At 59.9% G+C, this 13,004-nt stretch carries 11 protein-coding genes; 8 read left to right on the top strand and 3 right to left on the bottom strand.

Annotated elements, in window-relative coordinates; translation table 11 throughout:
* Positions 1-201: 201 nt before the first annotated feature.
* Positions 202-1,533, top strand: coding sequence for an anaerobic C4-dicarboxylate transporter (locus KOL99_RS08320; protein ID WP_216509994.1), 1,332 nt, complete (start codon positions 202-204; stop codon positions 1,531-1,533).
* 162 nt (positions 1,534-1,695) lie between these two features.
* Here KOL99_RS08320 and KOL99_RS08315 read toward each other — a convergent pair whose 3' ends face one another.
* Entirely contained in the window at positions 1,696-2,568 is an 873-nt protein-coding gene (locus tag KOL99_RS08315) for a bifunctional 5,10-methylenetetrahydrofolate dehydrogenase/5,10-methenyltetrahydrofolate cyclohydrolase (protein ID WP_216509993.1), read from the bottom strand.
* Positions 2,569-2,993: 425 nt separating this feature from the next.
* On the opposite strand from KOL99_RS08315, the gene KOL99_RS08310 reads away from it, so the two are divergent.
* From KOL99_RS08310 to KOL99_RS08280, 7 genes are all read left to right on the top strand, one after another.
* Entirely contained in the window at positions 2,994-3,539 is a 546-nt protein-coding gene (locus KOL99_RS08310) for a helix-turn-helix domain-containing protein (RefSeq protein WP_183348805.1), read from the top strand.
* Between the two features lie 20 nt (positions 3,540-3,559).
* A complete protein-coding gene (locus KOL99_RS08305; protein ID WP_216509992.1) occupies positions 3,560-4,756 on the top strand; it encodes a saccharopine dehydrogenase family protein in 1,197 nt (398 codons plus the stop codon).
* A 24-nt stretch (positions 4,757-4,780) separates the two neighbouring features.
* Positions 4,781-5,911, top strand: a complete 1,131-nt coding sequence (gene nspC, locus KOL99_RS08300; RefSeq protein WP_236026011.1) for a carboxynorspermidine decarboxylase — start codon at positions 4,781-4,783, stop codon at positions 5,909-5,911.
* 42 nt (positions 5,912-5,953) lie between these two features.
* Entirely contained in the window at positions 5,954-7,861 is a 1,908-nt protein-coding gene (speA, locus tag KOL99_RS08295; protein WP_216509990.1) for a biosynthetic arginine decarboxylase, read from the top strand.
* 235 nt (positions 7,862-8,096) lie between these two features.
* A complete protein-coding gene (locus tag KOL99_RS08290) occupies positions 8,097-8,291 on the top strand; it encodes a GSU3473 family protein (protein ID WP_216509989.1) in 195 nt (64 codons plus the stop codon).
* A gap of 272 nt (positions 8,292-8,563) precedes the next feature.
* Positions 8,564-9,172, top strand: a complete 609-nt coding sequence (locus tag KOL99_RS08285; RefSeq protein ID WP_216509988.1) for a YceI family protein — start codon at positions 8,564-8,566, stop codon at positions 9,170-9,172.
* Between the two features lie 362 nt (positions 9,173-9,534).
* Positions 9,535-9,762: a hypothetical protein gene (locus KOL99_RS08280; RefSeq protein ID WP_216509987.1), complete on the top strand. Its 228-nt coding sequence runs from the start codon at positions 9,535-9,537 to the stop codon at positions 9,760-9,762.
* Positions 9,763-9,918: 156 nt separating this feature from the next.
* On the opposite strand, the gene ldhH is transcribed toward KOL99_RS08280, so the two are convergent.
* Both ldhH and KOL99_RS08270 read right to left on the bottom strand, forming a co-directional pair.
* Complete coding sequence (ldhH, locus tag KOL99_RS08275; RefSeq protein WP_216509986.1) at positions 9,919-12,054, bottom strand: L-lactate dehydrogenase (quinone) large subunit LdhH; 2,136 nt, start codon at positions 12,052-12,054, stop codon at positions 9,919-9,921.
* The gene (locus KOL99_RS08270) at positions 12,051-12,602 is read right to left on the bottom strand and encodes a LutC/YkgG family protein (RefSeq protein ID WP_216509985.1); all 552 of its coding nucleotides are present in this window, start codon (positions 12,600-12,602) and stop codon (positions 12,051-12,053) included. The genes ldhH and KOL99_RS08270 overlap by 4 nt, the downstream gene beginning before the upstream one ends.
* Positions 12,603-13,004 lie beyond the last annotated feature (402 nt).

The following is a 13,004-nucleotide window of genomic DNA, read 5'->3' as shown; positions in this document are numbered from 1 at the left end:
GTCGCTGCGCAGATGAAATGCCATAGCCTCCGGTTATGGCATTTTTGTTTTCCGGTTCCAGTTTCGCAAGAGATATTGTATGTGATTTCAAGGTCTTACATAAAGCGCGCATCTTGGCATCATGCCTGCTCTACTACGGTTAAATAACGACGCGAGGCACGACCTCGCCAAAGCTAACCAAGAGCAACATAGGAGGAAGTCATGGCAGCGATGTTCTGGATCCAATTCATACTCGTACTTGGCGCGGTGCTGGTAGGCATCCGCAAAGGCGGCGTGGCGCTCGGCCTCATCGGCGGCCTCGGCGTGTCGGTGCTGGTGCTCGGTTTCCGCAGTGCCCCTTCCGAGCCCCCCATCGCCGTCATGCTTATCATCCTCGCCGTGGTGACCGCTTCGGCGACACTCCAGGTGGCGGGCGGCCTCGACTACCTGGTGCAGCTGACCGAGAAGCTGCTGCGCGCCCATCCCAAGTACGTCACCATCCTGGCCCCGCTTTCGACCTTCTTCCTGACGGTCTGTTGCGGCACCGGCCACGCCGTCTACGCCCTCTTGCCGGTCATCTCGGACGTCGCCATCAAGACGAAGATCCGCCCCGAGCGCCCCATGGCCATCTCCAGCGTCGCCTCCCAGATGGGGATCACGGCAAGTCCGGTGGCGGCCGCGGTCACCTTCTTCCTCGGCTTCGCCTCCAAGGCCGGGCACCCCGTCACGCTGGTCGACATCATCTCGGTCACCATGCCCGCCGGCATCATCGGTGTGCTGGCCGCCGCGGCCTGGAGCTTCAACCGCGGCCTCGACCTCGACAAGGACGCCGAATTCCAGGCCCGTCTGCAGGATCCCGAATTCCGCAAGGGACTCGATGCCGATGTGACCACCCTGGACAAGAAGATCTCCACCGTCGCCAAGGTATCCGTCGCGCTCTTCTTTGCCGGCGTCGGCACCATCATCGTGATGGCGAGCTGCCCCTGGCTCCTTCCGTTGGCCGCCGACAAGAAGCCGGTCCCGATGACCACCGTGGTTCAGTTCGTCATGCTCGCCTACGGCGCTTTCATCCTCTTCGCCGCCAAGGTCAAAGCGAAGGACATCGCCCATTCCAGCGTCTTCATCGCCGGCATGATCGCGGTCGTCTCCATCTTCGGCATCGCCTGGATGAGCGATACCTTCATCAGCGCCAACAAGAAGTACCTGGTCGACAACATCGGCATCATGGTCAAGATGGCACCCTGGACCTTCGCCATCGCCACCTTCTGCATCTCCGCTTTCGTCAAGAGCCAGGCGGCCACCCTTGCCATCACCTTGCCGCTGGGGCTTGCTCTTGGTCTTCCCATCCCGCTGCTGCTGGGGCTGATGCCGGCCAGCTACGCCTACTTTTTCTTCGCCTTCTACCCGAGCGACCTGGCCGCCATCAACATGGACCGCACCGGCACCACCAGGATCGGCAAGTACCTCTTGAACCACAGCTTCATGATCCCGGGCCTGATCGGCGTGGGGGTCTCCACCGTGGTCGCCTACACCATCTCCCAGTTCATTCTCTAAGGCGATTAACAGGGATAAAGGGGATAAAAGGGATACGGCAAGATAAGGAAACAGTGCTCAGCGCTGTAACAGAAAAAGGGTCCTGGCAGAAATGCCGGGACCCTTTTCTTATTTAGTTTAGGTTTTAACGTAGAACTTAGAACGTAGAACGTAGAACCTGTTTTAAGCCAACTCGAAGTTGTTCTGGTAGGCGGCGAGCGTGTTGATCATGAGCGCGGCCACGGTCATGCGGCCGACGCCACCGGGAACGGGGGTGATCCACTCGCACTTGGGGGCGACGGCATCGAAGGCGACGTCGCCGACCAGCTTGCCGTTCTCCAGGCGGTTGATGCCCACGTCGATGAGGGTAACGCCATCCCGCACCATGTCCGGCGTGACGAAGCCGGGGATGCCGACGGCGACGATGACGATATCGGCCCGCCGTGTCTCGTCCAGCAGCAGCTCCCGCGGCGTCTCGATGTGGGTCAGGGTCACTGTCGCGTTGCCGATGTCGAAGTCGTTGGAGAGCATGATGGAGATCGGCTTGCCCACGATGTTGGAGCGCCCGATGACCACGCAGTGCTTGCCCGCCACCGGCACCTGGTAGAACTGCAGCAGCTTGCAGATGCCGTAGGCTGTCGCGGGGCGGAACGCCTTCTGTCCAAGGGCCATGCGCCCGAAGTTGGTGGGGTGGAAGCCGTCGATGTCCTTGTCGGGTGAGATGGCGTTGATGACGCGCTGGGCGTTGATCTGCTTGGGGAGCGGAAGCTGCACAATGACGCCGTCGGTGGAGTTGTCCTCGTTGATTTCGGCGATCAGGGCCAGCAACTCCTTCTCGGTGACCGTCTCGGGGAGACGGACCAGGTTGCTGTCGAAGCCCGAGAGCGAGCAGGTGGTGATTTTGGATTTGACGTAGGACTCACTGGGGGCGTGGTGGCCGACCAGGATCACCGTCATGTGCGGTTTCCTGAGCCCCGCGTCCACGTGGCGCGCGACCTGCTTCGCGATGCCGGCGATCAGGCTGTCAGCGCATTTCTTGCCATCTAAAAGGTTCATGCTGTTTCCTCTGTCTGGAGTTTGCCTCGGCCAAGGAGAGGTAAGGGGGCCGGTCAACGAGTAGTAACACAAAAAAAGTCACGGCTCAACAGCTAGTTAGGGTGGATCGGTATACGTTACGCCCGGCTTCTACGGGGGCGCGGAGCGCCGATGGACGACGGCATCCGGGAGGCCGTGCGCCTTCTTCGGTCGCGGCGCTTCCGTTGTCGGGCGGGTCATGGCGCATGATCCGTATACGGTGTTTGCGCGGCACCTGCAGCGTAAACCCATGCAATATTGATGTGTTGCAAAAACTACAACATTAATGAGTGTTAAATGTTAAACAGGAAGTATACCATTACTAAACTTTTTGTTGACAAAATTCGGGCAACGCAATACATTGCCAAAATACAAAAGGTTTACTGTTACTAAACCGGGGGGGACACTTGAAAATCGGTGAGAGGTTGAAGAGGCTCAGGATGGCCAATTCGCTCACTCAGGAAGAGCTGGCCAGCCGCGCCGATCTGACCAAGGGCTTCATTTCGCAGCTGGAGAACGATGCGACGTCACCGTCCATCGCGACGCTGAAGGACATCGTCGACGTCCTCGGCATCAGCATGCAGGAGTTCTTCAGCGAGGAAGTCGACCAGGACATCGTGTTCGGAAAAGATGCCCGGGTGCAGGCGACGGACGACGGCGACAACGTCAAGGTGGAACTCCTGGTGCCGGGCGCGCAGAACCGTGAGATGGACCCGGTGCTGGTGACGCTCGATCCTGGCGGCGAGATGGACGAACAGCCCATCCACGAGGGCGAGGAGTTCGGTTTCGTCATTTCCGGCAAGGTGCAGTTACGGTTGGACGACAAGCTGTACACGGTGGACAAGGGTGAATGCTTCTACTTCTCCTCGGACCGCAAACATGCAGTCAAGAATGTAGGAAAGAGCGCGGCGAAGCTGCTCTGGGTTGTGACACCCCCAACGTTTTACTATTGATAAGAAGGAGAGCTAGTCAAATGAGCAAAGTATTGATTATCGGGGCAGGCGGCGTAGGCGGGGTTGTTACCCATAAGTGTGCCCAGGCAACCGGCGTGATCACCGCCATTACCCTCGCTTCCCGCACCGAATCCAAGTGCCGCGCCATCGCGGACCAGATAGAGTTCCCGATCGGCACCGCCCAGGTGAACGCCGACAACGTGCCGGAGCTGATCGAACTGATCAAGCGCGAGCAGCCCAAGCTCGTCATCAACGTGGCGCTGCCGTACCAGGACCTGACCATCATGGACGCCTGCCTGGCCTGCGGCGTTGACTACCTCGATACCGCCAACTACGAACCGCTGGACACCGCCAAGTTCGAGTACAGCTGGCAGTGGGCCTACCAGGACCGCTTCAAGGAAAAGGGGCTGATGGCACTGCTCGGCTCCGGCTTCGACCCGGGCGTCACCAACGTCTACACCGCACTTGCCGCCAAGAACTACCTGGACGAGGTGCACGAGATCGACATCATCGACGCCAACGCGGGCAACCACGGCCAGCCCTTCGCCACCAACTTCAACCCGGAGATCAACATCCGCGAAGTGACCGCTCCCTGCCGTCACTGGGAGAACGGCGACTGGGTCGAGACCTCGCCGCTGGCCACCAAGCGCGTCTTCGACTTTCCGGACGGCATCGGCCCGATGAACATCTACCGCATGTACCATGAGGAGATGGAGTCGCTGGTGAAGCACATCCCGACCATCAAGAAGGCGCAGTTCTGGATGACCTTCTCCGACAACTACCTAAAGCACCTCGAGGTGCTGCAGAACGTCGGCATGACCCGCATCGACGAGGTAGAGTTCAACGGGCAGAAGATCGTACCGCTGCAGTTTTTGAAAGCGGTGCTGCCGGACCCGGGGAGCCTTGGTCCGCTCACCAAGGGGCGCACCTGCATCGGCGTCATCGCCCGCGGCATCAAGGACGGCAAGAGGAAGCAGGTCTACATCTACAACATCTGCGACCACGAGGCGTGCTACCGCGAGGTGAAGAGCCAGGCCATCAGCTACACCACCGGCGTTCCGGCCGTGGTGGGCGCCATCATGATGCTGACCGGCAAGTGGCGCGGCGAAGGCGTGTACAACATGGAGCAGTTCGATCCGGAGCCGTTTATCGAGCAACTGGGCCCCATGGGCCTTCCCACCGTGGTAGTCGACGGTGGCGACTGGGCGGAACTGTAAGTGACCAAACTGCACGTAGAAGAGATGACGCGGCTCGCGCCCTCGCCGGCCTTCGTGGTCGACCTGGGGCGGCTGCGCCACAATTTGACCATACTCGACGAGGTGCAAAAGCGCAGCGGCGCCAAGATCCTTTTGGCGCTGAAGGCGTTCTCCATGTGGAGCGTCTTCCCGATCATCGCGCAGACGCTGCACGGGATCTGCGCCAGTTCGCCCTGGGAGGCGCGCCTTGGTCGCGAGGAATTCGGCAAGGAGGTGCACAGCTTCTCCGCCGCCTTCAAGGAAAGCGACGTGGCGGAGCTCCTCACCACCTCGAACCACCTTGTGTTCAACTCCTTCAACCAGCTGGAGCGCTTCCGCCCCATGTGGGAAAAGTACGCCGGCCGCGTCTCCATCGGGCTCCGGGTGAACCCGGGGCATTCCGAGGGGCACACGCCGATCTACGACCCGGCTGCGCCCAAATCGCGCCTGGGCATCCTGCGCTCCGAGTTCGACGGCACGTCGCTCGCCGGCGTGGAGGGGCTCCATTTCCACACCTTGTGCGAACAGCTCTTCGAGCCCCTGGAGCGCACCTCCAAGGTCTTCGAGGAGAACTTCGGCGCGTTCCTGCCCCAGATGAAATGGCTGAACCTTGGGGGCGGGCACCACATCACTCGCGATGGGTACGACATCGACGCCCTGGTGGAGCTGGTGCGCTACTACCGCGAGAAGTACGACCTCGAGGTCTACCTCGAGCCGGGTGAGGCGATCGCCATCGGCACCGGCATCCTGGTCTCCGAGGTGCTCGACGTGGTGCACAACGAGGCGGACATCGCCATCCTGGACGTCTCGGCCACCTGCCACATGCCCGACATCCTGGAGATGCCCTACCGTCCCGAGATCCAGGACGGCTACCTGCCGGGAGAGAAGGCGCACGACTACCGCCTGGGCGGCCCGTCGTGCTTGGCCGGCGACGTCATCGGCGACTGGTCCTTCGACCACGAGCTGGTCCCGGGGGAGAAGCTCGCCTTCCTGGACATGTCGCACTACACCATGGTCAAGACGACCACGTTCAACGGCATTCAACTGCCGCATATCTGTACCTATGAGCCGCAGACCGGGGAATTGCGCGTCGTGCGCAGCTTCGGCTATGAAGATTTCAAGAACCGTCTGTCGTGATGACTGTCAACATCCCACTTTGCTGAACATGGTGAACTGAACATGGCTAAATGGACCATCAACGATTCCTCCAAGATCTACAACATCGATAACTGGGGCGCGGAACTCTTCTCCGTCAACAAGAAGGGTAACGTCTGCGTGCATCCGACTCCTAATTCGAAATATTCCATCGATCTGAAGGTGCTGGTCGACGACCTGATCAAGAGAAAGATCAAGCCCCCGATCCTCCTGCGTTTCATGAACATCCTGGAGGGGCGTATCGCCTCCATCAGCCGCGTGTTCAAAAACGCCATTCACGATAACAGCTACCCGGCCAAGTACCAGACCTTCTACCCGATCAAGGTGAACCAGCAGCGCCAGGTGGTCGAGGCGATCGCCAACTTCGGCAAGAAGTACAACATCGGCCTCGAGGTCGGCTCCAAGCCCGAGCTGGTGGCGGCCATCTCCATGGTGACCGGGAGCAACCTCCCCATCATCTGCAACGGCTACAAGGACACCGAGTTCATCGAGACCGTGCTCTTCGCCACCCGCGTCGGCTACGACATCACCATCGTGGTGGAGAAGCTGTTCGAGCTGGAGAAGATCGTCGAGGTCGCCAAGCGCACCGGCATCACGCCGAAGCTCGGCATCCGCGTCAAGCTCTCCTCCAAGGGGATCGGCAAGTGGTCCACCTCCGGCGGCGAGGACGCCAAGTTCGGCCTGCGCATCTCCGAGATCATCGCGGCAATCGACATGCTGCGCGAGAACGACATGCTGAACACGGTGAAACTGCTCCACTTCCACGTGGGGAGCCAGATCACCAAGATCGACAAGATCAAGAACGCGCTCATCGAGGGGACCAGGATTTACGCGGAGATGAGGAAACTCGGCGTCGACCTCGAGTTCCTGGACATCGGCGGCGGTCTCGGCGTCGACTACGACGGCTCCAAGTCGAGCTACTTCTCCAGCGTCAACTACTCGCTCGAGGAGTACGCCAACGACGTCATCTACCAGGTGAAGAACATCTGTGACGACGCCGGCGTCCCTTGCCCGAACATCATCTCAGAGTCCGGCCGCGCCACCGTCGCGCACTACTCGGTGCTGGTGACCGACGTTCTCAACAACAACACCCAGACGCTCATGCCGGATTTCGAGTTCATCCTGACCGAGACCGAGAAACTCTCCCCGACGGTCAAGAAGCTGGTCGATATCTACAAGAGCATCGACAAGCACTCCCTGCGCGAGGACTACCACGACACCATCCAACTGATCCAGGAGTCGGTGAGCCTCTTCAACCTGGGCTACCTGAACATGGCCGAGCGCGCCAACGCGGAATGGATCTACTCGAAGATCATCAGGAAGATCAACTCCATCGTGGACAAGATGAAGCCCATCCCGGACGAGCTGCAGAACTTCCAGTTGAGCCTCAGGCAGACCTACTTCGCCAACTTCTCGCTGTTCCAGTCCATCCCGGACTCGTGGGCCATCGACCAGCTCTTCCCGATCGTCCCTATCCAGCGCCTGGACGAGAAGCCGGACGTCCTGGCGTCGATCGCCGACATCACCTGCGACTCGGACGGCGAGATCACGAGCTTCGTGGGCGAGAACGGCAGGACCAAGGCGCTGCCGCTGCACAAGATCAAGGGGGACGAGCAGTACTACATCGGCTTCTTCCTGATCGGCGCCTACCAGGAGATCCTGGGCGACATGCACAACCTGTTCGGCGATACCAACGCGGTGCACATCACCTTCAACAAGAAGACCAACTACAAGATCGACACGGTCATCACCGGCGATGCCACCTGGGAGAGCCTGAAGTACGTGCAGTACGACGCACAGGAGATACTGAAGCGGGTCCGCAACAACCTGGAGAAGGACGTCTCGCTGCAGAAGGTATCCATCGAGGAGAGCAGCCACTTCCTGGAGCTTCTGGACAAGACGCTGCAGTCCTACACATACCTCGGGGAATAGTTCAGCTTTTATTAAAGTTCGATATCTCGTTGTCGATAAAGTACAGGGGAAAACCAATGGTTTTCCCCTGTTACTGTTTCAGGGATGGTGCGGGCTCGGCGAGGCTGGTATTGGCAACGGCTTAACATTTGGACATTTTCAGTAGCCTGTGTTAAGCTCTGACGTCGATGCGATCAGGTCCCCGTGCCGTTTCCGAAACAGATGGCGGCATCCATCTCGAGCTGTGGAGGACGTAATGCTTATTCAGGTGAGCTACGACGACAACAAGTACGACTACGTCAAAGACTTTATGCTGGAGACCCTGATCCAGTCCGGCACCATATCGAGCTTCCGGCGTAGGACGGGCTGGGTTCGCATCGGCGTCGACCCCGTTCGTACCCCGCGCCGCGAGCCGTACGCCGGTGTCGAAAGAAGGGGCGCCAACGCGTAGCCCCGGTCTCCTCGACATTGGCCGGGGGGCAGTCCTCCAGCACTGGCGGAGTCTGCCCCCTCACCCTGTCCCAAAACACTTTTCCGCAGTCGTGCCGTTACCGCTTGGTGCACCCTCCGAAACATCCCCCACACGTGAGCGGCTCGCGGCCGTCTCCACTCCATCAGGCGCATTCCTTTTGTCGACAAACCGGACCTTAATGGTATTATTGGGGTGTTGTTGCAATCATACTGTCGTTTGGAATTGACCAAGTGACACAGAGGAGGAAAGCCATGATCAGATTTACCTCAGCCCGCGTGGCCGGTTTGTTCACGGTGGCGTTTCTATTCGCAGCACCCGTCCTCGCCTCGGCCGCAACCTGGAACATCGATCCCGACCACAGCAGCATAGGCTTCAAGGTCCGCCACCTGATGGTCTCCAACGTGAAAGGGGTGTTCGGCAAGGTGTCGGGGATAGTCAACATCGATGACAGAGATCTCGCCAAGTCGTCGGTCACGGCGACCATCGATACCACGTCCATCGACACCGGGGTTGCCAAGCGCGATGCCCATCTGAAGAGCCCAGACTTTCTGGACGTGGCCAAGTACCCGACCATGACCTTCGTCTCCACGCGGATCACCAAGGGAAGCGGGGGCAATTTCAAGGTCCTCGGCGATCTGACCCTGCACGGGGTGACCAAGTCGGTGGTGCTCGACGTGGAGGGCCTCTCTCCTGAGGTCAAGGACCCGATGGGGACCATGCGACGCGGTGCCGCGGCGAGCGCCACTATCAACAGGAAGGATTTCGGCCTCACCTGGAACAAGATGCTGGAAGCGGGAGGCGTCGCGGTTGGCGACGAGGTGAAGATCAACATCGAGGTCGAGATGACCAAGGCGAAGTAACGACCTGATCATCGGTGGTGTTCGAAACAGGGGCGTCTCCGGAAGGAGGGGCCCCTGCTCGTTTCAAGGTTGAACAGCGGGCGCATGCGGCGGTTATACACCCTCGAAAACAGAAATTGCGTCCGTGATTTCGGGGGGTTGCCAGCGAGATTGGGGAAGCGTGCAGGGAAACGGGTGCCGGGGTGTATGAAAAAAACATACTATCGGCAGCGCCCGCTGAGAGCGGGGCTGTCTGCTTCTCCTGAGAAATCACTGTAGTTTCGGAATGTTACGTGTGAGGGTGGCGGCTTTCCTGGATCTGGCACGCTTGATGCTTTTCATGAGTCGTGCAGGCTAACGACCGATCCTAAAAGGAGGATGTCATGAAAGCGAGAGCACCTATTACCTCGATCATCGCAACAGTCGCATCGGCAACGTCGGCTTTTGCCGCCAACGGTGCGCAGGCGGACGAGCCTGGCATCCTTGTCTGGGCTTTCATGGGCTTTGCCGCCGTCATCGTCGCGGGCCAGATGGTTCCTGCAGCCATGCTGGTAATCGGCGCGGTGAAGGCGCTCTTTGGCAAACCGGAGGCTGCCAAACTGAAGGCGTAACAAGGATGTGGTGAGTAGTCAGCTGCAAAGAGAAAAGCCGCTCTTCCGAGCGGCTTTTCCTTTTGTGGTCAGCCGTGATCTTGCGCTAGTCCCCTCTCCCTCAGGGCTTGCCCACTGTAGGTACCGGCCCGGAGGCGGGAGAGGGGAACTTCAACATCAATCCTTGAGCCGCTCCGCCAGCAGTTCGGCCGTGTGCTTCACCCGCACCGGAGCGCCGTCCTGGTCGAACCCGCCGCTTATCTGCAGCACGCATCCCGGGCAGTCCATCGCGACCAGTTGCACCCCGGTATCCTTGATGTTCTTCAGCTTCCTTTTCAGTATCGGCGCGGAGATTTCGGGCAGCTTCATTGAGTAGGAGCCCCCCATGCCGCAGCACATGTCGCATTCGAACATCTCCTCAAGCTCATAGCCCACCTGCCGCAGTAACTCGCGCGGCTCTTCCGACACCTTGAGCGTCCTCTTCAGGTGGCAGGAATCGTGGTAGGTGATCTTTTCCAGTTCGGCCCCTTCCTGGAAGCTCAGGCGCCCCTCGTCCACCAGGCGCTTCACGAGTGTTGAAAGGTCGATGGTCTTGTCGGACAGTTGCTTCGCCTTGTACAGCCACTCGGTCCGCCCGACCGCATCCAGCGTCTTGGCAAAGTCGTGGGCAAGCGCCACGGTACAAGTGGGGCAGGCGGAAACCACGTACTGGGCGTCCTGCGCCAGGAGCGCCGCGATGTTGTCGGCGGCGTTTTGGGCCGCGACCTCGTAGGCACCGCTGTAGAGAGCCGGTGCGCCGCAGCAGGTCTGGTCCTCGGGGAACACCACCTCGATCCCCGCCTTGTTGAGCAGTTTGACCAGCGCGACCCCTGTCTCGGGGTAGGCGAAGTCGATCAGGCAGCCGGCGTAGAAGATCGCCTTTTCCTTACCCTTGGGCTGCTCGATCCCTGAGTAGAGGTCGCGGAAGGGCTTGTCGGCGATGGCCGGGAGGCTGCGCCCGTCGGTGAGCTCGGAAAGAAACAGCGGCAGGTGACGGATGAATTTGCCGGAGGTAAAAGGCTTGCCCGCGACCGAGGCGGCGCGCAGCATGCCGTGGAAGAGTTTCCTGTTGTTGACCACGCTGAAGATCGCCTTCTGCACCAGGGGCTGTCCCTTTTCCAGTACCAGACGGCGCCGGATCTCCATGATCATCTCCGGGATGTCCAGCTTGCCCGGGCAGACCTGGGTGCAGTTACCGCACTGGATGCACAGTCCCTGGATCTCCTCGGACTTCTTCAGCTCGTCGAACCAGGCGGTGAGGATGGTGCCGATGCCTCCGGTGTAGACCTTGCCGAAGACGTGTCCGCCCACGAGGCGGAAGATGGGACAGACGTTGAGGCAGGAGCCGCAGCGGATACACTGCAGGGCCTGCTTGAACTTGGGATCCTTGGCCATGTCGGTACGCTGGTTGTCCATCAGGATGATGTGCAGATCCTTTAGTGAGCCGTCGTCGTTGGGTGTGGGGCCCGAGATGATGGAGACGTAGCTGGTGAGGAGTTGCGCGGTGGCGCTCCTGGGGAGCGCGTCGAGGATCGGGACCACCGTCTCGAACTTTTCGACCAGCTTCTCGACGCCGACCAGCGCGACATGGATGCGGGGGAGGGTGGTAACCAGCCGGGCATTCCCCTCGTTGGTCACCAGCACGATGCTGCCGGTCTCGGCGACGGCAATGTTGGCGCCGGAGATGCCCATGTCGGCGGCCAGGAATTTTGGGCGCAGTTCGTTGCGGGCGACCTTGACCAGGCGCGGAATATCGGTGTCGAGACGCTCGTCGACTTCCTTGCTGAAGATCTCGGCGACCTCCTCCTTGGTCATGTGGATGGCGGGCATCACCATATGGGACGGGGTCTGCCCGGCAAGCTGGATGATCCATTCACCGAGGTCTGTCTCGGCAACGGAAATCCCCTGCTCCACCAGTGCCTTGTTCAGGTGGATCTCCTCGGTGGCCATCGACTTCGACTTCACCACGTTCTGCACGCCGTTGTCACGCGCCACCTGGAGTATGTACTGTTTCACCTCTTCCGGATCGCGGGTGCGGAACACCTTCGCCCCCAGGGCCTCGGCGCTCTTGCGGAAGGTCTCCGCCACCTCGTCAAGGTGGCAGGCGGCGGCCGACTTGGCCTCGGCGATGCGGCCGCGCAGCTCCTCGAAATCGATCCCCTCGTAGGCCTTGGTGCGGTTCACCTTGTAGGCTTCAGAAAACTTGCCGAGCGCGCCGGTGAGGTTGGCGTCGTTCAAAGCCCTGTTTATTGATGCCTTGAATTCACGTTTCATCGCTTCTCCCCTCCCAGCTCGTCGACGAACAGTATGATCAGCCGCTCCGGCCCGTGCACGCCGATGGTGAGGACGCGCTCGATGTCCGCGGTGCGACTGGGCCCGGTGATGAAGGCGATGTAGCGGCTGTTCGTGGGATTGATGCGGCTGAAGAGTGACGCCTTGTCCGGGACGATATTCGCCGAAGGTACCAGCGCGATGTGGATGCCGGTCAACGCGGAGGCGAGCCGCTGGTCCGCCGCCGCCTGGTCCTGCACGAGCGAGCCGGTGTCGGCCACGGCGAAGGACATGTCGCTGATGCCTACCTTGGCCTGTGCCGCGCGCTCCCTGGTCACCTCGAAGCCCAGACCGGCAACCCCCGCCAGCGTCTCCTGGCCCACCGTCTCCAGAAACGGGCCCTTGGCCCAAACAGCGTAGCTGCCGGGAGTTTCGGCAACCCCTTCCTGTTTTAAAAAGGAGAGGACGAATTCGACCGCGTCACTGCAGGTGCCGACCCGGTGCACTTCCGCCCCGACCCCGACTGCCCTGGCCTTGAATTGCTCGTACATGCTGTTCTTCCTCCATCGCTGTTGGCATTACCCGCCGCACCGCCCATCGCCTCATGAGAGCCAGTCGTTTGATCAGGGTAAAGCTGTTTTAAATTCCCCGGAACCCGTTCCATTTCTGTGTCATACGTTCGTTCGGTGAATCGGGTTCCAAGTATATGATGAAAAAGATATTACCATAAGGCCAAAATATCGTAGTCCAAAAACCCGCATGAGTAAAGCTATTTATATAGCGTATGCAAAATAACTTGACACTGTTATGAAAAGGTGGTTAATTGGCCTTACCAAAATGTATAACTTGGTTTGATTGCCCAGTTCTCCGCATGTCAGGCCGTGGGCGTCAGTTCGCAGCGGGCCGTTTCGAACCTATTCGATTTCATTGTAGATAGCCATCTTTTGCCGCCC

Source organism: Geomonas azotofigens (genome assembly GCF_018919395.1).
GTDB classification, from domain to species: Bacteria; Desulfobacterota; Desulfuromonadia; order Geobacterales; family Geobacteraceae; genus Geomonas; species Geomonas azotofigens.
The sequence above is the reverse complement of the archived record's forward strand: the minus strand, read 5'-3'. Positions and strand labels throughout refer to the sequence as shown.